The following is a 23,780-nucleotide window of genomic DNA, read 5'->3' as shown; positions in this document are numbered from 1 at the left end:
CGTCATGAGCGAAAACCTGAAGCGCCTAACCGAGCAGGGCGTGTCGATCTGGCTGGACGACATCAGCCGCGAGCGCCTGCGCACCGGCGACCTGCAGTCGCTGATCCGCGACAAGTACGTCACCGGTGTCACCTCCAACCCCACGATCTTCGCCTCCGCCCTGAGCAAGGGCGACGCCTACGACACCCAGCTTCGCGACCTGGCCGTGCGCGGCGTGGACGTCGGCGAGGCGATCCGGGCGATCACGACCTTCGACATCCGCTGGGCGGCCGACGTCCTGCGGCCGGTCTTCGACGCCACAGGTGGGACGGACGGCCGGGTGTCCATCGAGGTGGACCCGCGCCTGGCCACCGAGGCGGCCGAGAAGACGGTCGCGGAGGCCCGGGCCCTGTGGTGGCTGGTCGACCGCCCGAACGTCCACATCAAGATCCCCGCGACGCTGCCGGGGCTGCCGGCGATCACGCAGACCCTCGCCGAGGGGATCAGCGTGAACGTGACGCTGATCTTCTCGCTGGAGCGCTACCGCGCGGTCATGGACGCCTGGCTGACCGGCCTGGAGCAGGCGAAGGCCGCGGGCCTGGACCTGTCGAAGATCGAGTCGGTGGCGTCCTTCTTCGTCAGCCGGTTCGACACCGAGATCGACAAGCGCCTGGACAAGATCGGCACGCCGGAGGCGCTGGAGCTGAAGGGCAAGGCGGCCGTCGCCAACGCCCGCCTGGCGTTCGCGGCGTACGAAGAGGTCATGAACAGCCCGCGCTGGCAGGCGCTGAAGGCGGCCGGGGCCCGCCCGCAGCGGCCGCTGTGGGCGTCCACGGGCGTCAAGAATCCCGAGTACCCCGACACCATGTACGTCGACCGGCTCGTCACCTCCGGCACGGTCAACACCATGCCGGAGAAGACGCTCGACGCGGCCGCCGATCATGGGAACATCGACGGCGACACCGTCCGGCCGCACTACGAGCAGGCGTGGAACACCATGGCCGCGCTCAAGCAGGCCGGCATCGACTACGACGACGTGGTGAGGGCACTGGAGGACGAAGGCGTCGAGAAGTTCGTCACCTCGTGGAACGAGCTGCTCGGGACCGTCGAGTCCGAGCTCAAGAAGGCGAGCTGAGCGTCCGGCGGCTCGGACCTGGTTCCCGGCGGCGCGCCGGGTAGGCCCTCGGCCTACCCGGCGCCCGCGGGAGTACCGCGCGGCGCCTCGGCAGGCCCGCCCTCGTGCGAGGAGACACCTTTAAGGATGGATATGTCTGTAACGTTCGGTGACGAGGCCGTAGCCACGGAGGCTTCCGAGGCCGTGCGGAGGCTCGCCGAGGAGGGCGTCCCCGAGGCGCTGTCCACCGGCGACGCGGCGTTGTGGGGGCCGGAGGCCGAGAGCGAGGCGCGGATACGCCTCGGCTGGCTCGACCTGCCCACCACCTCGCGCGAGTTGCTGCCCGAGATCACCAAACTGGTCGAGCGCGCCCAGGCCGAGAGCCTGGAGCACGTCGTGCTGGCGGGCATGGGAGGCTCCTCCCTGGCCCCCGAGGTCATCTGCGCCACGGCCGACGTACCGCTCACCGTTCTCGACACCACCGACCCCGGCCAGGTGCGGCGCGCGCTCGCCGACCGCCTGGACCGCACGATCCTCGTCGTGTCCAGCAAGAGCGGCTCGACGATCGAGACCGACAGCCACCGCCGCGTCTACGAGAAGGCGTTCCGCGACGCCGGCATCGACCCGGCCGACCGCATCGTCGTGGTCACCGACCCCGGCTCTCCCCTGGAGCAGCTCGCGATCGAGTCCGGGTACACCGTCATCCTGGCCGACCCGAACGTCGGCGGCCGCTACAGCGCGCTGACCGCGTTCGGCCTGGTACCGAGCGCGCTGGCCGGGGTGGAGGTCGCGCGGCTCCTCGACGACGCCGCCGAGGTGCGTCCGCGTCTGGCCGAGGGCTCCGAGGCCAACCCCGGCCTGACGCTCGGCGCCGCGCTCGGCACCGCCGCCCTCGCCGGGAGCGACAAGCTCGTCTTGGAGGACGGCCTCTCCCCCATCAACGGGCTTCCCGACTGGATCGAGCAGCTCATCGCCGAGTCCACCGGCAAGCAGGGCAAGGGCATCCTGCCCGTCGTCGGCGCCGACCCGACCGAGGCCGAGGACGAGATCGTCGCCGGCGTCGACACCGAGGGGCACGTGCAGCTCGACGGCCCGCTCGGCGCCCAGTTCCTCATCTGGGAGTACGCCACCGCCGTCGCCGGGCGGCTGCTCGGCATCAACCCCTTCGACCAGCCGAACGTCGCCGAGTCGAAGGAGAACACCGCCCGCATCCTGAGCGAGTCCGGCGACGGCCCGCTGCCCACGGGCACGCCGGCGCTGGTGGACGGGCCGGTGGAGGTGTACGGCGAACTCCCCGCGCACGTCAAGGACCTCGCTGGGGTGTTCACCCACCTGCTGGAGCAGATCCCCGACCGCGGCTACCTGGCGATCCTGGCCTTCCTGGACCGCGAGGCCGCGTTCGACGTGCCGGTGCCGCCGGAGGCGTCGTTCGAGGAGATCACCGACATCTGGGCCGCGCACGACCCGGCCAGCCTGCAGGGGCTGTTGTCGATCAGAACCGAGCGTCCGGTCACCTTCGGGTGGGGTCCCCGCTACCTGCACTCGACCGGGCAGTACCACAAGGGCGGCCCGCAGAACGGCGTGTTCCTGCAGATCACCGGCGCCGTCGAGGAGGACCTCGAGGTGCCCGGCAAGCCGTACACCCTGGGAAGGCTGCAGCTCGCGCAGGCGCTCGGCGACCTCGACGCGCAGCGAGGGCGGGGACGTCCGGCCCTGCGCCTCCACCTCACCGATCGCAAGGCCGGCGTCAGGCACCTGCTCGACGCCGCACGGGAGGTTTGATGAACGCCAGCGAGCGGCCGGGCCCGGCCTCCGAGAACGGCACGGCGCGACCCGCCGAACCGGCCGGGGGCCCGTCGGCGGACGTGCTCGCCCGCGCGGCGCACGAGGCGGCGCGCGCGCAGGAACCCTCGACCGCCTCCGACGAGGCCGTGACCGCCGAGGAGGCCGTGACCGCCGTGACCACGTCCACCACCCTGGAGGTCGCCGAGGCCAACCCGCTGCGCGACCCGCGCGACAAGCGGCTGCCGCGGGTGGCCGGGCCGTGCGTGCTGGTCATCTTCGGCGTGACGGGCGACCTCGCGCGGCGCAAGCTACTGCCGGCGATCTACGACCTGGGCAACCGCGGGCTGCTCCCGCCGGGGTTCTCCCTGGTCGGGTTCGCCCGGCGCGACTGGGCCGCGCAGGACTTCGCCAAGATCACTCACGACGCGGTCAAGGAGCACGCGCGCACGCCCTTCCGCGAGGAGGTCTGGAAGCAGATCTGTGAGGGCCTGCACTTCGTGCCCGGCGCCTTCGACGACGACGGGGCCTTCGACGCGCTGTCGATGGTGCTGAAGGAGATCGACGAGACCCGGGGCACGGGCGGCAACTACGCCTTCTACACCTCGACGCCGCCGAAGTACTTCCCGTTGATCATCGAGCAGCTCAAGCGCACCGGCCTGCACAGGCCGTCGCCCGGGGCGTGGCGCCGCATCGTGATCGAGAAGCCGTTCGGCCACGACCTGAAGACCGCCCAGGAGCTGAACGCGGTCGTCGACTCGGCCTTCAGGCCGGACTCGGTGTTCCGCATCGACCACTACCTGGGCAAGGAGACCGTCCAGAACATCCTGGCGCTGCGGTTCGCCAACACGCTGTGGGAGCCGATCTGGAACCGCGGCTACGTCGACCACGTGCAGATCACGATGGCCGAGGACATCGGCGTCGGCGGCCGGGCAGGGTACTACGACGGCATCGGCGCGGCCAGGGACGTCATCCAGAACCACCTGCTGCAGCTCATGGCGCTGGTGGCCATGGAGGACCCGACCGCGTTCGGCGCGGCGGCGCTGCGCCGTGAGAAGGAGAAGGTCCTGGAGGCCGTCACCCTCCCCGAGGACATGAGCCTGGCCACGGCCATCGGCCAGTACACCGCCGGGTGGCAGGGCGGCGTCCCGGCCAAGGGCTTCCTGGAGGAGGACGGCATCCCGCCGGACTCCAGGACCGAGACCTACGCCGCCGTCAAGCTGGAGATCGCCAACCGGCGCTGGGCGGGCGTCCCGTTCTACCTGCGCACCGGCAAGCGGCTCGGCAGGCGCATGACCGAGGTGGCCGTGATGTTCCAGCGGGCGCCGCACCTGCCGTTCAGTAAGACCGACACCGAGATCCTGGGGCAGAACGCCCTGGTGATCCGCATCCAGCCGGACGAGGGCATCACGGTGCGCTTCGGCTCGAAGGTGCCGGGCACCGCCATGGAGGTCCGGGACGTCAACATGGACTTCGCCTACGGCGAGGCGTTCCTGGAGTCGTCCCCCGAGGCCTACGAGCGGCTGCTGCTGGACGTGCTCATCGGCGACCCGCCGCTGTTCCCGCACCAGCGCGAGGTCGAGTTGCAGTGGATGATCCTCGACCCGATCGAGCGGTTCTGGGCCGAGAGCGGCCGGCGTCCGGAGGGCTACTCGGCCGGCACGGGCGGCCCGGCCTCGGCCGACGAGATGATGGCCCGCGACGGGCGCGTCTGGAGGCGGCTGTGACCGTTGTTTCCGCTGTGATCCGTCCCGCCGGCTCTTGGGAGGCGCTGTGACCAGTTTCCTGATGGGGAGCACCACGGCCTCCGAGATCGCCGCGCAGCTCACCCGCCTGCGCCACCAGGTGGGCGCGCCCGCCGTCGGCATGGTGCTCACCGTCGTCGTGGTGTGCGACGAGAGCAACCAGTACGACGCGGTCCGCGCCGTGTCCGAGGCCTCGCGCGAGCACCCGTCCCGTATCCTCGCGGTCATCCCGAGAGAGCGCGAGGAGGCGACCCGCCTGGACGCGGAGATCCGGGTCGGGGAGCTGACGACGGGCGAGGTCGTCCTGCTCCGCCTGTACGGCGAGCTCACCGAGCACGCGGACTCCGTACTGGCCCCGCTGCTGCTCACCGACATCCCCGTGGTGGTGTGGTGGCCCGGCGACGCGCCGCACGCCCCCGGCAAGGACCCGGTCGGCGTCTACGGCCAGCGCCGCGTCACCGACGCCCGCTCCGCCCCCGACGCCGTGTCGGCGATCAAGTCGCGCATCCACGGCTACACGCCCGGCGACACCGACCTGGCGTGGACGCGCATCACGCCCTGGCGCAGCCTGCTGGCCGCCGCGTTCGACCAGCCGGTCGGCAAGGTGCTGGACGGCTACGTCGAGGCCGAGCCCGGCCACCCGAGCGCCCGCCTGCTGGCGGTTTGGCTGTCGGGCAAGCTGGACGCGCCGATCCACGTGACCGAGTCCAAGGGCCCGGGCCTCACGGCGGTGCGGCTGCGGACGCGGGACGGCGAGGTCGCCGTCGAGCGGCACGACTCGCGGACCGCCACCCTGAAGCGGCCCGGGCAGCCGGACCGCCAGGTGGCGCTGGCCCGCAGGCCGACCGCCGACCTCCTGGCCGAGGAACTGCGGCGCCTCGACCCCGACGAGGTGTACGAGGAGACGATCAGGGGCGTCGCCGGGTACGACGGCTTCTGAGCTCATGGTGGGCGCGTCCCGGCGTCCGTCCCGCGAGCATGGGACGGACGCCGGGACGTCTCCCGTCTCGCCGGGGCATCTTCGGCTTCATAAGGTTGGCGACATTCGTAAGGTTCGTAAGGACGGTTCTTCTCGTGAGTGTTCCCACGGTCCTGGTCCATCGGGACGCCGACGTGCTGGCCAAAGCCGTCGCCGCGCGCCTGATCACCGGCCTCGCCGACGCCGTGGCGGCCCAAGGGTCGGCGCACCTGGTGCTGACCGGCGGCACCATCGGGATCGCCTCGCTGGCGGAGGTCGCGGCCAACCCGGCGCACGACGCGGTGGAGTGGCCGCGCCTGGACATCTGGTGGGGTGACGAGCGCTTCCTGCCCACGGGCGACGCCGAGCGCAACGAGACCGGGGCCCGCCGGGCGCTGCTCGACCACGTCGACGCCGACCCGCAGCGCGTGCACCCCATCCCCGGGCCGGACTCCGGCCTGACCGCGGAGGAGTCCGCCGATCTGTACGCCGAGGAGCTGCGCAAGGCGTCCAGGCCCGAGGACCACGGGCCGGTGCCGTCGTTCGACATCCTGATGCTGGGCCTCGGCCCGGATTCGCACGTCGCCTCGCTGTTCCCCGAGATGCCCGCCCTGTACGACGAGCGCCCGGTGGTCGCGGTGCACGGCGCGCCCAAGCCGCCGCCGACGCGCATCTCGATGACGCTGCCGACGATCCAGGCGGCGCGTGAGGTGTGGGTGGTCGCGGCGGGCGAGGAGAAGGCGGGAGCCGTCCGGCTGGCCCTGCAGGGGGCCGGGACGTTCCAGGTGCCGGCCGCCGGCGCGCGTGGCCGGGTGCGGACGATGTTCCTGCTCGACCGGGCCGCCGCGTCCAAGATCCCGCCGGACCTGGGCCGTCCCGCCTCCCCCTGACCCCGGATCTGGGCCGCGCGCCCTCGACGCCGTGCTCGCCGGGGATGTCAATGGCAGATTTCCCGGGACTCAGCCGTAGATGGCGCAGAGCAGGCGATTGTCGCCGTTCTGCCACAGGATGCCGATCTCCCCGAAACCCGCCTCGCGCAGCGCGTCGACGTGGATCGACAGGTCGAGGGACTCCGAGCCGTGGTGGTCCGCGGCCGCGACCCTGCGCTCCCGCTCGTCGCGCAGGCCGCTCAGCACCGGGTCGGCGGCGGTCGCGTCCCACCACTGGCGCCAGTCCTCGGGCATGCCGCCGGCGAAGCGCCTCTGGGTCGCCCGGTCGTGAAGCGCGCGCTCCAGCTTGGCCAGGCCCGGCGAGACGTCGCCGACCGCGAGGTGGTCGCCGTTGAGGAACAGGCCGCCCGGACGCAGCACCGTGGTCAGCTCGGCGAACATCGCGCGCAGCCCTTCCGCGGACAGCCAGTGCAGGGCCGTCGTGCTCACCGCCACGTCCACCGGGCGCGGCAGGCCTAGGGACGCGGCCCACCCCGGCCGGCGCAGGTCGGCGTCGGCGAAGCGCAGGCCGGGACGTCCGGCGTGAGCGGCCCCGCCGAGGGCCAGCAGCAGCGGGTCGGCGTCGACGGCCACGACGGTGGCCTCGGGGAGCCGGTCGAGCAGGCGGGCCGAGAGCGATCCGGGGCCGCAGCCGAGGTCGAGCACGAGCGGGTCGGGCCGCCCTGCGCCCGCCTCGACGGCGTCGATCAGCGCGGTGAAACGCTCCTCGCGGTCGGGCAGGTAGCCCTCCTGCTGGCGGTCCCAGCGAGCGATCCAGTCCTGTGCCGTCGTCCGCGTGAGAATGGACACGTAAGCCTCCAAGTAACTGTCGTCTATCCTTTAGATAGTGACAGCGTAGAACCGAAGGATGTAACCGGTCAAGTGAACTTCAACAGTCACTCCGATGCCGTGGTGGCGGTGGCGGCATCCCTGGTGAACACGCTGACCCCGGGCGAGGCCCGCGGCCGGGCGTACGCGCTCCCCCGCGAGGGCCCGGCGCGGCGCGCGGCGGCGGGCGAGGCGCTGGGCGCCGGGGGCAGGCGCCCCCGGGAGGTCACCGATGCCGAAGCCCTGGCGCTCGCCGAGGTCGCGGCCGAACTGCGCGTCGTCTTCCAGGCCGTCGACGCCGGGGACGTCGACACCGCCGCCCTCCAGGTCAACCGGCTGCTCGACCGCACCCAGGCGCGCCCCCACCTGGAGCGGCACGACGGCGAGCCCTGGCACCTGCACTTCCACGGCAAGGGCGAGGCCCCCGGCGAGGACTGGGCCGCGGCGTGCGCGACCGGCCTCGCCATCGTGCTCGGCGGCGAGCTGTACGACCGGCTCGGCGTCTGCACCGCCCCGCACTGCGACCGGGTCTACGTCGACACCTCGCGCAACGGCACCCGCCGCTTCTGCTCGACGTCCTGCCAGAACCGGGTCAAGACCGCGGCCTTCCGCGCCCGCGCGGGCCGCCCCTGACCTCGGCGGAATCTTCCCTCGATCACACATAGTGTTGGATCTTGCACGATGGGAAAGGGAGAGGAGGGGTGCGGATCAGCGCCGTGAGGTTCCAAGGGGGAAGAAGTGGCTATACGGAGTGCGAGACGTACGCGGATCATCGCGGTGCCCGCCACCGCGGCGATCCTGACGGTGACGCTGGCGGGCGGCTGCGGCGGCAAATCCGCGACCATGACTCCGGACGCCGCGGTGAACACCGGCCCGGCGGTGGCCACCGGCCCGGCGGCGGTGGCCGGCAGCCCGGCGGCGGTGGCCGGCAGCCCGGCGGCGGCACCGACGGCGACCGGCGGGGACTCCGAGTACAACGGCGCGTGCCCGACCGAAGGCAACGCGCGGCCGTTCGCCAAGACCCGTTTCGCCCTGCACGCGGGCCTCGCGCTCGGCGCGTTCCACCGCTACATCTACAAGCCCCTGCGCGCCGGCGGGTTCAAGGAGGGCGCCGAGAAACGCAAGCGCACGTTCCTCAAGGCCGCGATCGCGGGCGCGTTCGCGCTGCACGAACTGAAGGTCGCCAAGGGCTTCGCCGCGGCCAACCCCACGCTGTGCAAGGCCGTCGAGGGCGTGAGCAGGAAGTTCCAGAGCCTCACCGACAAGCTCAAGGGCGGGACCGCCGGCGAACACGACCTCGACGCCAGCAAGACGTCCATGGACGGTCTGCAGAAGGACGCGAGCAAGACCGGTTTCAACTTCAAGGAGCAGAACGTCACCATTCCGGGGGCGAGCTGACCGGCCCCGGCGCTTCGCGCAGCGTCCGGCGGGGCTTCGCGCCTCGCCGGCCCCTCCGGCCGTTCTCGCGTCAGCCGAGCCGGGAGTAGAAGATGCGCTCGCTCCCGGCCCACCAGGGGGCTCCGGTCGACGCGACGAAGAGCTAAGGTGTCGGGCACACCGACCGGGAACCCGACCGCTGGTGGACCGACCATGCAGGCGGCTACTCCGTGTGCAGTCAAACCGGGTGCAGCAAGAAGGTAAACCTTGCAGCTGCACGCACCAGACCCCGCTCGGGTCGGCCGAACAGTCCCGTCGGCCGCAGCCGGGCTGATCCGAACGACAGACCCTAGTCGACCCTGACCAGGTACTTGCCCCGCACCCCGCCCGCCTCCAGTGCGCGGTGCGCCGCCGCTGTCTCCTCCAGGGGGAAGACCGTGTCCACCGCCGGCCGCATCTTCCCCTTCCCCACCTGGCGGGCGAGGTCGTCGAGGAGAGCACGTCGAGGGTTGCCGCTGAAGAAGCGCACCCTGCCACGACCGTGTACGGCGCTCGCCGCGATGGAGCCCAGCCAGGCGGCGGGCCGCGTCAGGTCGACGGCGACGGTGACCATGCGTCCGCCGGGCCTCAGCAGCCGCCGGAAGGTACTAAGGTCGGTGCCCACCGTGTCGAGGACCACGTCGAACAGGCCCAGTTCCGCCGGGGACACGGTCCGGTGGTCGACGGCGTGGTGAGCACCGAGCGTGCGGACGAAATCGAGGTTGGCGGCCCGGGTCAGCGCCGTGACCTCGGCGCCGTACGCCTGTCCCAACTGGACGGCGGCGTTGCCGACACCGCCCGCCGCGCCCCGCACCAGCAGCCGTTCGCCTGGGCGCAGCGCGGCCTTGTCGCGCAGGGCCGTGACGGCCGTGGTGCCCGTCACCGGCAGCGCGGCAGCGGCCACGAGGTCCAGCCCGTCCGGCACCCGGCCGAGCCGCTCGGGCCGCACCGTCACGTACTCGGCGGCGCTGCGAAATCCCGAGACGCGGCCCACGATGCCCCACACCTGGTCGCCGACCGCGACGCCGGTCGCGCCGGTGCCTAGTGCGGCGACCTCACCGGTGAAGTCCTGTCCGATGCGCTGCGGGAACTTCCGGCCGGTGAGGAGGCGGGACCGGCCGGAGCGGGCCAACAGTTCGCCGCTGTTCACGCTGAACGCGCGCACCCGCACGAGCACCTCTCCGGGGGCCGGTCCGGGACGTGGCACCCGACCCACGTACAGCACCTCGGGGCCGCCGAAGCGGTCGAACAGTACAGCTTTCATTTCGGGAGCGTCCATCGTTCTCACCTCGACAGCAGCGGTCGTGCGGGGGGATCTGGCCACCGAGCGTAGGCTGCCAACCGGACGAGATCGTCCAATTGAGCCGGAGGTGAGAGACAGTGGTGGGGGAATCCTCTCGGATCGCGGGTCGGAACGGGCTGCGGGCGGACGCCGAGCGCAATCGGCGGCGCATCCTCTCGGCCGCCCGCGCGGTCTTCGCCGAGCACGGCATCGACGCGCCCATGGCGACCGTGGCCCGACGGGCGGGCGTCGGCGTGGCGACCCTCTACCGGCGTTTCCCGACCCGGGACGCCCTGGTGCGGGCGGCGTTCGCGCACCAACTGGACACCTGCGCCCGAGCGCTCACCGAGGCGCTGGCCGACCCCGATCCCTGGCGGGGCTTCCAGCGGCTGTTCGAGACGATCTGCGCAATGCAACGGGAGGAACGAGGCTTCCCGGCCGCGTTCGTCGCCGCCTTTCCGGACAGCTCGCGAGAACACGCGCGGGTACGGGAACGGGCCGAGCGGGACTTCGTGACCCTGGTCCGCAGGGCTAAGACGGCGGGCTCGCTGCGAGCCGACTTCCACCCTTCCGACCTCGCCGTGGCCCTGTTGTCCCACTGCGGCCTGGTCACCGCGCTGCCGGGCGATCGTGCGGCGTCCCAGCGTCTGGTGGCGTACCTGCTCCAGTCGTTCCGCGCCGAAGCGGCCCGCGAGCCATTGCCGGCGCCGAGCGCACTGTCACTGCGCAGTCTTCCGCTCGCGGCCGAGGGCCCTAGCCTCGCGCTTTCATGAGGCGGGCTGTCCGGTAGGTGGCCAGGAAAGCAGAAAGCGCTCTGACCAGCAAGAATGAGGATTGTCTAGGTCCTTGTCTCCACTGAAATCCAGAGGCACTTCCCAGGTGAAGGTGCGACACGAGGTCGCGTGCGTGGAGTGGACGCTCTTGGAGAGGGGGTCGGTGGTGTCGCCGACGACGGGGCAGTCCCGGGTCCGTGTCCGATGACCTGTCCCCGCCCGGACGTGCGTCCCTGGTAACGGCGAGGTGCGAAGCTCCGGGGAGAAGCCCACGGGCCGGGCGAAACAAGATCAGCGCTCTTCACGCCGATATTCGCGGGTCATGAAAAAGGGCGATCATTCTCGAGAAACCGAGCCGGTCGATCCCCGAGGGCGGGCCGGTCGTTTCCGGGCGCGGGCCGCTCGATCACCCGGAGTCGAGATCTCCGGGCGGGGTTTGTCGTGGGTACCTGTTACGGTCACGCGCATGCGAAGCAGTTACCTCGCCTGGGGCGATGCGGTGGACCTGTTCGAGCGGCGCGGGCTGCCGAAAGGGACGTACGAGAACCTGTACGAAGAGGAGTACATCCTGGTGCCCGGTCCCGTCTCGGTGACCGGGGAGCTCCCCCTCGACGAGCACGAGCGGACCCCGTGGCGGGAGGACACGCCCGACGCTGCCACCGGGTACGTCGTGGACGGCGACCTGACCGTGGACGGCAACATCACCGACGTGGACGACGGGGCCGCCGCGCTGATCGTCCTGGGGAACCTGCGGGCGAAGAACATCTACCTGGCGGGCGACACGAAGCTGATCGTGCTCGGTCACGTGACGGCGGAGACCTTCGTCGGCGACATGACCGAGAAGCTGGTGATGCTCCACGGCGACCTGCGCACCACCGTGACGATCTTCTGGAACGAGTTCTGCCCCGACCTGGTCGCCGGCACCCTGCACGGCAGGACTCTCGCCCCCGCCTACCTCGACCTCCCCACCGCCCCCATCGGCGGTCTCGTCGACCCGGCGCCCGATGCCCCGCTCAGCAGCCTCCTGGTCCCCGAACTGCTGATCACCGGAGCCCCGGGCCCGGACGACCTCCCCGAGATCGGCATCCGTGGCCCCGCGCTGCGTGACCACCTCCTCACCGGCCTCCCCCTCACCAGAACTTCCTGATCCCCGTCCGCTCCTTACGAACCCGCAGGCGTGCGCACCGTCGAACCGACCTGGACAGGCGGTGCGCACATCTGCCCCCCGATGAACCGAAAAGGAATTTCCTCCTGAAAACGCCCACCGCCCGGCGTACAGAGCGGCTCGTGCGGGAAGCGCGCGTACACCTCCGACCACATAGGTTATGAAACGGTCCAAGTCATGACGCGATCTATCATCGGAGGGGAAAGGGTGGGGCTGGAAATCCCCGTGCGCACGGCACGGGAACCGGTCGCGCCTGTTCCCGACGGGCCGAACCATTTGGGGTGCTCTGTGCCGTCACACATAGCCGGGAGACCAGGAAGGCGCCGATGACCCATGCCTGAGACGCACGGCGGAGACCTTCCTGAGCTGCGACTTTTCGCCGAGGAGGCGCTCCTGCGGCTGGGGCGGGTCCCGGCCCACCCGGAACTGGACGCGCTCCGGCTCGCGGCCGAGAAGCTGGCCGGCAAGATTATCGAAAACTCGGACAAACGGGTAAAAATAGGGTTATTCGGCGGGTTCTCCGTCGGCAAATCCCTCCTCCTCGGCACCGTCCTCGGCAACCCGCTCCTGCTCCCCGTGCACAATCAGGCGACGACCGCCAACGTGGCCGTGCTCCGGCTGACGCAGAGCGACGGGGACGTCGCCGAGATCACCGGCGCCCGGGCCGAGTACCTGAGCGACGCGGAGCTGTCCGCCTACATCACCCAGCTCCTCAACCACGCCGCCGAGGCGGCCGACCAGGCCAATGTGCCCAAGGACGAGTCCGTCCTACTCCGGACGCTGCCGCACGAGCCGCGGTCGCTGCCCGCGCTCCAGACGTTCCTGAGCGAGCAGTCGGCCGCCCGCCCGAACAGCTCTCTGCCCGCCCTGCTCGCCGAGGTCGGCAAGCTGCGGGACGCCCTGGCGGCCGTCTCCCCCGGCACCGCCGAAGATCTCGACCAGGCGGCCTTGACGGAACTGCTCACCCAGGCGGAGGGCAGGGACGGCCCCCGCACGGCCACGGCCGCGATCGGCGTGCGCCGCGCCATGGTGCGCCGCCTGGTGCTGGAGGTGGCGGTCCCGGTCGCCACGTGGAATCTCGCCGAGCTGCACGGCGCCGAGATCGAGTTCGTCGACGTGCCCGGCCGGGGCGGCGGCGAGGACTGGGCCCGGCACGAGTTCCTGACGACGCTGGAGATCGGCGCCGTGACGGTGGCCCTGGTGATGTTCAGCGCCGACCGTGCCCGCACCGCCGAGCGGCTCACGCTCAACAACCTCATCTACCATTCCGGCCGCCTGCCCGAGGACTTCGAGGACTGCCTGTTCGCGGCGGCCGGCAAGTTCGACGGCCTGCAAGGGCTGCCCTGGCGCCTGCTCGCCGACGACGAGCGCACGTCCCTGCTGCCCTCGCCGCCGACCGAACAGCAGCTGTTCGATGCCGCCGGCGACATCCGGGGCGTCTTCACCGCCGCCAGAGAGCTGCTGCCGCCCGGCAGGGACGACCGCGTCCTGGTCATCTCCTCCCTGGTCTCGCTCGCGCGGGCCGCCGAGGACGGCCTGACCGAGCAGTGGGCCAAGGACGTCGTCGCCAAGCTCGCCCTGCGCAAGGAGGTGGATGAGGCCCGCGAGAAGGCCGCCGGCTGGGCGCGGGTCGGCTTCCCTCCGGGCGAGGCCGGCGCGGCGCTGCGGGCCTTCACCGAGGACGGCGGGATCGCCCGTCTCAAGGCCAAGCTGTTCGCCCACGCCCGGGGCCGCGGCCTGGACCTGCACGTCCGCGGGCTCGGCCGGGACGTCGCGACGCTCGCCGAGCACGAGCGTGAGCTGGAGAAGATCCAGGCGCGCCTCGGCCCGCTGGAGGTCACCGAGCGCGAGACGGCCGCCCGGCTGCGCGCCGCGGTGTCGTCCCTGTCCAACCACGTCAGCGACATGCGCGCCGAGCTGTGGGGAACCCTTGGCGACCCGCGCCACCGCCCCGACGGCGCGCCGTCCCTGTTCGACCGCATCCGCCAGGACGCGGCGAACGGCGTCGCCGAGTGGCCGCTCTGGCTGGTCCTGCTCGGCTCCGTGGACAATGGCATGATCGTCGTCCGCGACGTCCCGGGCGACGGCCCCGACGACGATTTCGACGACTTCGACGACTTCGACGACGAGGACGACGAGCCGCTCATCCCTCTGCCCACCGCGCCGGTCAACGTGCGGGACTTCCTGGAGCCGTACCAGGACACCTGCCGTTCCCTGTACGGCAGCGTCGGCGAGCGGCTGACCCGGGCGGTGACCGACTGGGTCGGAGGCTGGCGGCGCGTGTTCGCCGAGGAACGGCTGGTCGTGGAGGATGTGCTGGACGAGCCCCTGCGCGCGCTGGCCGCCGAGGAGGCGCGGCGCGACCCGGCGGCGCAGTACGTGCTCGCGCTCTTCCAGTCCCTCGACTGGCTGCTCGGCGAGAAGGCGCTGGTCACGCGCGTGGAGGGACGGCTGGCGTCGGTGAGCCCGCCCGCGGCGCGGGACCTGGACGCCTCGTTCCCGTTCGACCCGGCGCGGTCGCTGGCCTGGCATCCGGGCTCGCCGCGGCGTGGCAAGCGGGAGTACTGCGACATGATCCAGGTCTTCCGGCTCCGGCGCGATCTGGGCGAGGCCGCGTCCGGGCACGTGGGCCAGCACCTGGCGGCGCTGCAGACGCGCGCGTGCCGCGTGCTGGACCGGCGGCTGGCAGAGATCGGCTCCCGCCTCGTCTGGCCGGACAAGCTCTCGGAGATCATTGCGGAACGCGAGTCGGGCGAGGGCAGGGAGGGCGCGCATGCGTGAGGAACGTCCGGACGCCGGTGACCGGTCAGGCCGTTGGTCGGACTGGAGCGAGTTCTCCCGGGACCACACCACCTCCGACCGCCGGCCGCGACAGGACGGGCGACCGGAACCGGAGGCGTGGGTGGACGACGTGGAGCCGGTGACGCAGCCGTTCACCCGCCCTCGGACCTGGGAGGCGCCGCCCCCGCCCTCGGACACCCAGGCGGCGCGGGCGCCCGTCCAGGACGCCCCTCCGCCGGCCCGGGACGGGGACACGCGCGCGCACGAGTTCCCCGGTCCCCGCCCCGAACCGGAGGATCGGGACGCGACCCGCCGGCGCGTCCGGCAGCCGCACCCGGGCCTGGTCGCGCTGGACTTCGGCACCTCCAGCTCGACGGCGACGCTGTACGACATCGGCCGCAGGGACTGGATGCTGTTCTCCCCCCAGCAGCAGCGCCGGCTGGCGGGCGAGCTGGCGTCGCTGCTGCAGAGCGACCTGGGCGGCGGCAACCCGGCCCTGAGCACGGAATGGGGCGGCTTCGTGCAGAAGCTCGCCGAACGCCTGCTACGTCCCGGCATGGACGGCGCCGCGACGCCGTCGGCCGAGCGCCTGGTGGCCCTGCTGCGCTCGGACACTGACGTGACGATCGGCGACAGGCTCATCCTGGAGCTCGAACGCTCGCGGCCGCTGTGCTCGCCCCACCTGCGCCGCGTCCTCACCAACCGCCTCAGCGACGCCTACGACGCGGCCTTCCGCGAGCCGCCCCTGGACAGCCTGCGCCTGTTCCGCGTCGAGCTGGACCCGTCCACGCGCGCCAACGAGCTGAGAAGCGCCGCCTACGTCGTCCGCAGGCGTCCGCTGACCGTCTCCATGCTGCCGCCGTCCGAGGGGGACGACGCCGACCAGGACGCCAGGCGCGAGCACCGCGGGCTCAAGCAGCGGCTGGGCCGGCCGGACGCGCGCACCGGGCCCGGCGACGAGTTCGCCGTCGAGGACCTCATCGCGGGCGTCCTCGGCGACATGCTCAGGCGCACCGACGGCTACCTCGCCCGGCGCCGCAACAGCGAGGGCTTCGCGCCGGGCGAGGTGAACAACGTCCTGGTCACCTATCCGACGATGTCGCCGCCGCGGGTGCGGCAGGCGCTGCACAAGATGGTGGAGGCGGGCGGCGTCGGCCGGGTCATCACCCGCTTCGACGAGGCCGTCGGCGCGGCCATGTTCTTCCTGATGCGCGAGTTCGGCGGCGTCTTCGACCTGAGCGTCGAGGCGTTCGCCGCGCGCAGCCGGCCGGTGCTGCCGCCGCGCGAGAACGCGAACCGGGCCGAGTGGGAGCAGCACGTCCTGATCGTCGACATCGGCGGCGGGACGACCGACATCGCGCTGCTGAGGCTGGAGCTCGCCGACCGCACCCCGGCGGCGGGGGCGGACGGCGACCCGCACTACGGCCGCTACTACCGGCTCACGCCCTGGCTGCTCGGCACCACGGGAGAGACGCAGCGCGGCGGCGACTACCTCACGCTCCTCGTCTTCAACTGGCTGAAGGCGGTGATCGCCGAGCGCATCATCAGGATCTCCGGCGGGAACGGGCCCGCGGGGCACGGGCCGGATCCACGCAAGGTGATCGGCGTCTTCGACGACCGCTTCAAGGACTCCTCCGGCCGGTACGTCCCCGGGTCGCTGCTGAAGGCCATGCTGAGCCCCAAGCCCGGCACGCGCGAGACGGCCCGCGAGAACGTCCAGCTCCTGGTGCCGACGCAGTGGAAGGACAAGGACGGCGCCGAGGCCGAGCAGGCGCGGCAGGTGTTCGACCTGCTGTGGGACCTGGCCGAGACCGCGAAGATCGCCCTCGGCGGCGAGCGGCCGTACCCGCTTCCCCTCGAGGACGTCGACCAGATCATGAGCGCGCTCGGGTACGTCGCGACCGGCGACCCCGAGGAGGAACTCCAGCACGAGGACTTCGCCGCGCTGATCCGCCCGGTGCTCGCCGACATCATGCGCCTGGCCGCCGACCTGGTGCGCGGCCAGCTCACCGAACGGCACGACGCCGCGCTGGACCGGGTCATCTTCACCGGGCGCAGCTCGCGGATGAACCTGGTCAGGGAGGAGCTGATCACCGCCTTCTCGGAACGGCAGCCCGACGAGCGGCGGCAGATCAAGTGGGATCCGAGCAGCGTCTGGATCGAGGACGAGTACGCCAAGCACGCCGCGTCCATCGGCTCGTGCTGGGCCGAGAGCCTGCGGCAGGAGATCCACCCCGACCCTCGCGAGGTGGAGGACCACCTGCGGCGCGGCGCGGTGTGGCTGCAGATCGACGTGGAGAACCTGTTCTTCTTCCTGCGCGGCACCTTCACCGCGGGCGGCCAGACCGGAAGCGGCAGCGCGGGCACCACCCACCTGTTCGCCTCCGGCGACCGCCTGCCCCTGCTGGGCGGCGACGGGCAGCTCATCATCCGCAACGACCGGTGGATCGGCCTGACCGAGAGCTTCCAGGTGTACCGGCAGAAGAGCACGAGCGAGCCGGTGTACTGGACGTTCTTCCGCGTCGCCGACTACCTGCAGGCCAACCCCGAGCCGGGCTTCTCCTACTCCGAGGAGGTCTGGCGCACCGAGATCCGCGCGATGATCGAGGCCGACACCGACATGGACATGCACGTCCTGCTGTGCCGGGGCGACGCGCCGCACTACGCCGTCGGGTCCGGGCGGCACGCCTCCCTCGACATGCCCTCCGAGCACGGGTTCCTGGGCACGCCCGCCTCGATCGTCGTCAATCCCGGCATCCCGGGCAGCATGACGGACGGCGTGGGCAGGCCCCTGTTCGACCTGGGCGACGCCGACGGGCTGTTCACCAGCTCGTTCGTCACCGAGTCCGGGCCGGACGCGACGGTCTTCCGCGGCGTGTTCACCGAGCTGCCCCCGCCCGCGCCGTACGGCTGGCGGTTCTACCTGCGCCCGCACGCGGCGGCCCCGATGGACGGCGCGCCAGATCCGTCCGGGGACACGCTGATCGCGACCGTGTCGCTGGACCAGGTCACGGGCCGGGACGTCCCCGGTGTGTCCCCCCGGTTCACCGTGAGCCTGGACGAACGCGGTCACCTGCGCGTGCACCGGGGCGACCCGCCGTTCCGGACCGCCTCCGGCCTGCGGGAGGTCGAGAACGTACCGGGCACGGTGTACCGCGCGCACATGTTCTCCGGCGACCTGGACTACCGCGAGGCCTACGACCCGTTCGCCGGAGTGCACTGATGGCGGACGCCGGCGGCCGGCTGGAGGAGCACCTGCGCGCGGTGCTCGACACCCCGGACTCGGCCCTGGCGACGCTGGCCCGGGCGGTGCTGACCGGGACGCACGCCGCGCTGGTGTCGGGCGTGCGGTCCGCCTCCCCCGAGGACCCGGCCCGCGCGGCCTGCGCCACCCTCGCGGAGGAGCTCACCACGCTGCTGTCCGGCCCGCCGGTGGCGCGGTCCCCGTCCCCCTCGCCGCTCCCGGCGCCCGCCCGGCGGCACATGGCGGACCCGGGCATCACTCCCCTCGGTGAGCTGGCCCACGCGTTCATGGCCGACCCCCGGGTGGCGGACCACCTCGGCCGGTCGACGGTGGCCAAGCAGGCGGACGTCGACACCTGGCGGGCGCTGTGGACGGCGTGCCTGCGGCTGGACCCGGCGGTCGCCGGCGACTGGCGTGGCCGGGCGTGCGCGGTCCGCGACGAGCACCTGTCCGGCGCGGGGGCCGCGACGTGGCTGGAGCTGCCCGGGCCCGAGCACCGCGTGCTGGTCGAGCCGGCGCCCGCCCTGGCCACGCCGGGCATCAGGGAGACGCCGGAGTGCCCGGCGGACCCGTCCATCGCCCGGGCGCCGGGCGGCGGCGTCGGGGACGGGCTCGCCGTGCTGGCCACGCGGGTCGTGCGGATCGCCCAGGTCGACCCGGCCACGTGCCACGCGCTGGAGGGGCTGCGCACGTCGGGGCTGCACCCGCTGGACGACCCGCGGACGTGGAGCGCCTACCGGACCGAGCTGACGCGGCGGCTGGCCACCATGGCCACCACCGTGGCCGCCACCGGGGAGGCGTCCCCCGCCGCGCTGCGGGCGCACCGGCTGGTGGACGAGGCGATCTGCTCGCTCGTCCACCGCCCGCCCGCCCATCCGCGGAGCTGGTGGGGAGGCGTGGCCGACCGCTCCCGGCGCCTGCTGGAGGATCACGTCCGGCGGGCGCGGGACGCCGGGGTGGACACCGAGGTCAAGGTGCTGGAGATCCGGCCGTACGCGGACCTGCGCGACTACACGGGCAACCGGGACATCGCCTACCGCGCCGGGGACGCGCGCAGCGGCGAGATCCTCGCGTGCCTGCGCACGTGGCTGCGCGTCGCCGGCGACCGGCTACCCGGCCGCGTGATCTACGGCCGCGACTGACGCGACCGGAGGCTCAGGACGGGCGGGGAAGGGGCCCGGGTAGCGGCACCGTCGCGCCCGCGGCGATCCGCGCCTCCAGCACGCCCGGGTCCTCGGTGTAGGCCAGAGTGGCGCCGAGGGAGAGCAGCAGGCGGCGCATGCGCGCGTTGTCCGAGAGCAGGGTGGCCTTGACCTCCGCGAACCCGAGGTCGCGGGCCTCCTGCAGCAGCATGCGGGCCAGCGTGGAGCCGAGGCCGCGCCCCTGCCAGCGGTCCTCGACCAGGAAGGCCACCTCGGCGATGCCCGGGTCGGGGCTGAACATCAGGTTGGCCATGGCGACGACCTGGCCGTCGTACCCGGCGACCAGCGAGTGGCCGCGGTCGCGGTCGCAGAGCCGGTCGAACATGCGCGGCGGCAGCGACGGCATGGAGGTGAAGTACCGGAAACGGCGTGAGTCGGGCGAGCAGCGGTCGTGCAGGTCGCGGACGGCCTCGCGGTACAGGTGGGTCAGCGGGCGCACCCGCACCTCGATGCCGTCGCTGAGCGTCACGGGGCGCTCGGCGGGCATCGCCTCGGCGGGCGGCTGCGCCAGGCGGACGAGGGCCGCCGCGCGGGCGGACTCGGTGAGCGTGAACGGCAGGCCGATGCGGCGCAGGCGGATCGCCCGGCGCGGCGCCACGGGGACGGTCAGCAGCGTCGGGTCCGGCAGGTCGGACAGGTCCGCGCCGTACACCCAGCGCGCGTCGTCGGCCCGCAGCAGGTCGGCCAGCACCTCCGGCAGCCGCCACGGCGCGGCGCGCAGACGGGAGGCGAGCAGCAGCACGCGCGTGGGCTCGTCGGTGAGCTCGTGGGCCGTCGCGGGGACGACCTGCACACGACGCCCGCCGGCCGCCTCCAGCGCCTCCCGCACGGTCTCGGCGGAGGCGGGGATGTCGGCGATGAACTCGTCGACGGTGCCGTCGGTGTCGGGCTGCACGCTCAGCCCGAGGATGTTGCCGCCCTTGGCCGCGAGCGCGGCGGTGAGGGAGGCCAGCCGGCCCGGCCGCTCGTCCACGGTGGTGCGGATCCGCAAAAAGCCCATTCAAACCCCCTGGTGTCCGGATACCAGAGTGCCGCCGGACTGTTACAAGACTGCTACACATGGATGAGCCCGCCGTTTCGTTTACGTAGTTTGTTGCCGAACAGGCGTTTCCGTGGGATACGCCGCGAATCGCCGAGGTTCTCCGTGGCCATGCTGCGGTCTTGCGACGGATATAGCAGGATAAGGCGGCGTAGTCGCATCACCCGACCATCCCGACCACAGGCAGGAGGAGGGGTACCCGCCCCGCGGTGGCCCCGGATTCTTCGATGACCGATCTGCTCTTCCGCGGCGGCCCCGCGTTCACCCGGGCCACACGCTCCGCCGGCCACTCCACCCCGAGCTTCGCCGAGGCGGCGCTCGTCCGCGACGGGCGGATCGCCGCCGTCGGCGACGAGAACGAGGTCCGGCGGCAGGCGCGTCCCGGGCACGAGACGGTGGACCTCGGCGGCAGGCTGCTCACCCCCGGGTTCGTCGACGCCCACATCCACCCGGTGCAGGCCGGGCTCGAACGGGCCAAGTGCGACATCTCCGATGTCTACGGCCTACCCGCCTACCTGGAGAAGATCGCCGCCTACGCGGACGCGCACCCGGACCACAAGTGGATCGACGGCGGAGGCTGGGACATGTCCGCCTTCCCCGGCGGGCTCCCCCACCGCACGCAGATCGACTTCGTGGACAGGCCCGTCTACCTCATCCAGCGCGACCACCACGCCGCCTGGGTGAACACCCGCGCCCTGGAGATCGCCGGGATCACCGCCGAGACCCCCGACCCCGCCGACGGCCGCATCGAGCGCGACGCCGACGGCACCCCGAGCGGCGTCCTGCACGAGGGCGCCATGGACCTGGTCGGCCTGCTCACCCCGCGCCCCACCGAGAGCGACATCGACGCGGCGCTGATGGACGCCCAGTCCCACCTGTTCTCGCTCGGCGTCACCGGCTGGCAGGACGCGATCGTCGGCTCGTACGCGGGCTCCGACGACCAGTACCCGGCCTACATCTCCGCCGCCGCGTCCGGGCGGCTGAAGGCGCGCGTCGTCGGCGCGCTGTGGTGGGACCGCACCCGGGGCGCCGAGCAGATCGAGGAGATGGCCGAGCGCCGCGCCACGTCCACGGGCCGCTTCCACGCCCGCTCGGTGAAGATCATGCAGGACGGGATCCCGGAGAACTTCACCGCCGCCGTGATCGAGCCGTACTGCAACTGCGGCCCCGACCAGCGCGGCCTGTCGTACGTCGACCCGGAACTGCTGAGGGGCTACGTCGCCGAGCTGGACCGGCGCGGGTTCCAGGTGCACTTCCACGCCATCGGCGAACGCGCCGTGCGCGAGGCCCTGAACGCGCTGGAGAGGACGGACCCGGCCAACCGCCACCACATCGCGCACGTGCAGATCATCGAGCCGTCCGACATCCCGCGCTTCGCCCGGCAGGAGGTCACCGCCAACCTGCAGCCCCTGTGGGCCACCCACCACATGCAGATGGACGAGCTGTGCATCCCGTTCCTCGGCGAGGAGCGCTCCGGCTGGCAGTACCCGTTCGCCGACCTGGTGAACACCGGCGCCCGGCTGTGCGCGGGCAGCGACTGGCCGGTCTCCTCCGCCGATCCGATCCAGGCCATGCACGTGGCGGTCAACCGCACCGAACCCGGAGGATCGGTGCACGCGGACTACCCCACCGCCCAGACGCCGTTCCTCCCCCGGCAGAGCCTCGACCTCGCCACGGTCATGGCGGCGTACACGGCGGGCTCGGCCCGGATCAACCACGACGACGAGGCGGGTGTCATCGCCGAGGGCATGCGCGCCGACCTGGTCGTGCTCGACCGCGACCCCTATGCGCTGGACCCCGAGGACATCTGGACCACCCGGGTCGCCATGACATTCGTGGACGGCGAGGCGGTCTACGAGCGTCCCGCCTGACCGGCTCCCCGCGTCTCCCAAGGGCGCGGAAGGCCCCCGCGACGTCCGCGGGGGCCTTCCGTTCACACCTTGCCCGGCTCGCCGGGCGCGAGGTCTACCAGAGGGTGCGGTTGTTGTTGCGCAGCCGCTCCAGGGCCTCGGCGAGGATCGCGGCGCCGTCTGTGTCGCTGCGCCGCTCCTTCACGTAGGCCAGGTGAGTCTTGTACGGCTCGTTTCGCGGAGGCGCGGGCGGGGCAGACTCGTCCTGACCGGCCGGGAGACCGCACCGCGGGCAGTCCCAGTACTCAGGGACGGCGGCGTCGCTGGCGAAACTCGGACGCGTCTCGTGCATGTTGGCGCACCAGAACGAGACCCGCACTCGAGGGGCCGCCTCGCCACGCTCGGCCTCGCCCATTGGGCCCGCGCCGACACGGCTACCACGGATCGCGTTGCCACTACCCACGGAAGAACTCCTCGCTAGATCGCCCCCGCCCTGAAGCGGGGGAAAGAATCACTGTCAGGCCCGGACCCGGGCGGGCGGCTTACGGTTTGAGGATCAGGCCCAGCGCGATGATGCACACGAACCAGACCGCGCCGGTGATGATCGTGAGGCGGTCGAGGTTCCGCTCCACCACCGAAGACCCGCCGAACGACGACGTGAACCCGCCTCCGAAGAGGTCCGAGAGGCCTCCGCCCTTGCCCTTGTGGAGCAGTACGAGCAGCACCATGAGAGCGCTCGACAGGATGAGGGCGATCGAGATGCCAATAGTCACCGGTGACCTGTTCCCTGTTACGTGCGCCGTAGCGCGACCTGACCTGCCCGACCTTCGCCGGGTGACGATTCAAAGTATCTCTTCGAGGGTACGTCGTAATGTCAACTCGCACCTCCGAAACAGCTCAGCTTAGCCCGACAATTCGCCAAATCGGCATATCTTGGCGAACTCGGCCGGGTCGAGGCTCGCGCCACCGACCAGGGCCCCGTCGACATCGGCCTGCGCCATGATGCCGGCGATGTTGCCGGACTTGACCGACCCACCGTAAAGGATACGGATGGCGGCGGCCACCTCACCGTCGTACAGCTCGGCGAGTCGCACGCGGATCGCCGCGCAGACCTCCTGAGCGTCTTCAGGCGTGGCGACCTCGCCGGTGCCGATCGCCCAGACCGGCTCGTAGGCGATGACGAGCGACTTGGCCTGGTCGGTCTTGACACCGTTCAGCGCGATGTCGAGCTGGGACAGGCAGTAGGCGACGTGACCGCCGGCCTGGCGGATGGCCAGGCCCTCGCCCACGCACAGGATGGGCGTGAGCGAGTGACGGTAGGCCGCCTGCACCTTGGTGTTGACGACGTGGTCGTCCTCGCCGTGGTACTCGCGCCGCTCGGAGTGGCCGGCCAGCACGAACGTGCAGCCGAGCTTGGCGAGCATCGAACCGGAGATCTCCCCGGTGTAGGCCCCGCTGTCATGGACCGACAGGTCCTGCGCCCCGTAGACGATGCGGAGCTTGTCGCCGTCCACCAGGGTCTGCACGCTGCGCAGATCGATGAACGGCGGCAACACCGCCACCTCGGTGCGGTCGAAGTCCTTGTCGGTCAGCGAGAACGCCAGCTTCTGGACGTGCGCGATGGCCTCGAGGTGGTTGAGGTTCATCTTCCAGTTGCCGGCCATGAGCGGCTTGCGGGCGGTGCTCATATGTC

19 protein-coding genes are annotated in these 23,780 nt (G+C 72.0%); 13 read left to right on the top strand and 6 right to left on the bottom strand.

Annotated elements, in window-relative coordinates; all coding sequences use genetic code 11:
- The first annotated feature begins 4 nt into the window (after positions 1–4).
- The 5 genes from tal (at position 5) to pgl (ending at position 6,468) form a co-directional block, all read left to right on the top strand.
- Positions 5–1,114 carry a transaldolase gene (gene tal / locus AB0M95_RS30090; RefSeq protein ID WP_363771651.1) on the top strand — a complete coding sequence of 370 codons (1,110 nt, stop codon included), beginning with the start codon at positions 5–7 and terminating at the stop codon, positions 1,112–1,114.
- Positions 1,115–1,240: 126 nt separating this feature from the next.
- The gene (locus AB0M95_RS30085; RefSeq protein WP_363771649.1) at positions 1,241–2,875 is read left to right on the top strand and encodes a glucose-6-phosphate isomerase; all 1,635 of its coding nucleotides are present in this window, start codon (positions 1,241–1,243) and stop codon (positions 2,873–2,875) included.
- Positions 2,875–4,602: a glucose-6-phosphate dehydrogenase gene (gene zwf / locus AB0M95_RS30080; protein ID WP_363771647.1), complete on the top strand. Its 1,728-nt coding sequence runs from the start codon at positions 2,875–2,877 to the stop codon at positions 4,600–4,602. Before AB0M95_RS30085 ends, zwf begins: the two co-directional genes overlap by 1 nt.
- A gap of 46 nt (positions 4,603–4,648) precedes the next feature.
- Positions 4,649–5,560, top strand: coding sequence for a glucose-6-phosphate dehydrogenase assembly protein OpcA (locus tag AB0M95_RS30075; RefSeq protein ID WP_363771644.1), 912 nt, complete (start codon positions 4,649–4,651; stop codon positions 5,558–5,560).
- A 134-nt stretch (positions 5,561–5,694) separates the two neighbouring features.
- Positions 5,695–6,468 carry a 6-phosphogluconolactonase gene (gene pgl / locus AB0M95_RS30070; protein WP_358521914.1) on the top strand — a complete coding sequence of 258 codons (774 nt, stop codon included), beginning with the start codon at positions 5,695–5,697 and terminating at the stop codon, positions 6,466–6,468.
- Positions 6,469–6,537: 69 nt separating this feature from the next.
- Here pgl and AB0M95_RS30065 read toward each other — a convergent pair whose 3' ends face one another.
- Entirely contained in the window at positions 6,538–7,317 is a 780-nt protein-coding gene (locus AB0M95_RS30065) for a class I SAM-dependent methyltransferase (protein ID WP_363771641.1), read from the bottom strand.
- Positions 7,318–7,389: 72 nt separating this feature from the next.
- Here AB0M95_RS30065 and AB0M95_RS30060 point away from each other — a divergent pair, with 72 nt between their 5' ends.
- On the top strand, positions 7,390–7,968 hold the full coding sequence (locus tag AB0M95_RS30060; RefSeq protein WP_363771638.1) for a CGNR zinc finger domain-containing protein: 579 nt from the start codon (positions 7,390–7,392) through the stop codon (positions 7,966–7,968).
- 105 nt (positions 7,969–8,073) lie between these two features.
- The gene (locus tag AB0M95_RS30055) at positions 8,074–8,733 is read left to right on the top strand and encodes a hypothetical protein (protein WP_363771635.1); all 660 of its coding nucleotides are present in this window, start codon (positions 8,074–8,076) and stop codon (positions 8,731–8,733) included.
- Between the two features lie 328 nt (positions 8,734–9,061).
- Here the strand turns inward: AB0M95_RS30055 and AB0M95_RS30050 are convergent, their stop codons facing one another.
- On the bottom strand, positions 9,062–10,030 hold the full coding sequence (locus AB0M95_RS30050; RefSeq protein WP_363771632.1) for an NAD(P)-dependent alcohol dehydrogenase: 969 nt from the start codon (positions 10,028–10,030) through the stop codon (positions 9,062–9,064).
- 101 nt (positions 10,031–10,131) lie between these two features.
- Here AB0M95_RS30050 and AB0M95_RS30045 point away from each other — a divergent pair, with 101 nt between their 5' ends.
- From AB0M95_RS30045 to AB0M95_RS30025, 5 genes are all read left to right on the top strand, one after another.
- Complete coding sequence (locus tag AB0M95_RS30045) at positions 10,132–10,806, top strand: helix-turn-helix domain-containing protein (protein WP_363771629.1); 675 nt, start codon at positions 10,132–10,134, stop codon at positions 10,804–10,806.
- Between the two features lie 466 nt (positions 10,807–11,272).
- A complete protein-coding gene (locus AB0M95_RS30040) occupies positions 11,273–11,953 on the top strand; it encodes a hypothetical protein (protein WP_363771626.1) in 681 nt (226 codons plus the stop codon).
- A gap of 351 nt (positions 11,954–12,304) precedes the next feature.
- The gene (locus AB0M95_RS30035; RefSeq protein WP_363771623.1) at positions 12,305–14,752 is read left to right on the top strand and encodes a dynamin family protein; all 2,448 of its coding nucleotides are present in this window, start codon (positions 12,305–12,307) and stop codon (positions 14,750–14,752) included.
- Positions 14,745–17,975: a hypothetical protein gene (locus AB0M95_RS30030; protein ID WP_363771620.1), complete on the top strand. Its 3,231-nt coding sequence runs from the start codon at positions 14,745–14,747 to the stop codon at positions 17,973–17,975. The genes AB0M95_RS30035 and AB0M95_RS30030 overlap by 8 nt, the downstream gene beginning before the upstream one ends.
- The gene (locus tag AB0M95_RS30025; protein ID WP_363771617.1) at positions 17,975–19,138 is read left to right on the top strand and encodes a hypothetical protein; all 1,164 of its coding nucleotides are present in this window, start codon (positions 17,975–17,977) and stop codon (positions 19,136–19,138) included. Before AB0M95_RS30030 ends, AB0M95_RS30025 begins: the two co-directional genes overlap by 1 nt.
- Before the next feature lie 13 nt (positions 19,139–19,151).
- On the opposite strand, the gene AB0M95_RS30020 is transcribed toward AB0M95_RS30025, so the two are convergent.
- Entirely contained in the window at positions 19,152–20,198 is a 1,047-nt protein-coding gene (locus AB0M95_RS30020; RefSeq protein WP_363771614.1) for a GNAT family N-acetyltransferase, read from the bottom strand.
- A gap of 266 nt (positions 20,199–20,464) precedes the next feature.
- Between AB0M95_RS30020 and AB0M95_RS30015 the strand changes: the two genes are divergently transcribed.
- On the top strand, positions 20,465–22,108 hold the full coding sequence (locus AB0M95_RS30015; RefSeq protein WP_363771612.1) for an amidohydrolase: 1,644 nt from the start codon (positions 20,465–20,467) through the stop codon (positions 22,106–22,108).
- Positions 22,109–22,202: 94 nt separating this feature from the next.
- Here the strand turns inward: AB0M95_RS30015 and AB0M95_RS30010 are convergent, their stop codons facing one another.
- The 3 genes from AB0M95_RS30010 to tpiA form a co-directional block, all read right to left on the bottom strand.
- Entirely contained in the window at positions 22,203–22,550 is a 348-nt protein-coding gene (locus AB0M95_RS30010; RefSeq protein WP_363771610.1) for an RNA polymerase-binding protein RbpA, read from the bottom strand.
- Positions 22,551–22,629: 79 nt separating this feature from the next.
- Positions 22,630–22,860: a preprotein translocase subunit SecG gene (gene secG / locus AB0M95_RS30005; RefSeq protein ID WP_363771609.1), complete on the bottom strand. Its 231-nt coding sequence runs from the start codon at positions 22,858–22,860 to the stop codon at positions 22,630–22,632.
- 129 nt (positions 22,861–22,989) lie between these two features.
- Positions 22,990–23,775, bottom strand: coding sequence for a triose-phosphate isomerase (tpiA, locus tag AB0M95_RS30000; RefSeq protein WP_363771606.1), 786 nt, complete (start codon positions 23,773–23,775; stop codon positions 22,990–22,992).
- Positions 23,776–23,780 lie beyond the last annotated feature (5 nt).

It is taken from the genome of Sphaerisporangium sp. NPDC051017 (assembly GCF_040683095.1).
GTDB lineage: Bacteria > Actinomycetota > Actinomycetes > Streptosporangiales > Streptosporangiaceae > Sphaerisporangium.
Note: the sequence above shows the minus strand (reverse complement) of the source record. Positions and strands in the feature narration are given on the sequence as shown.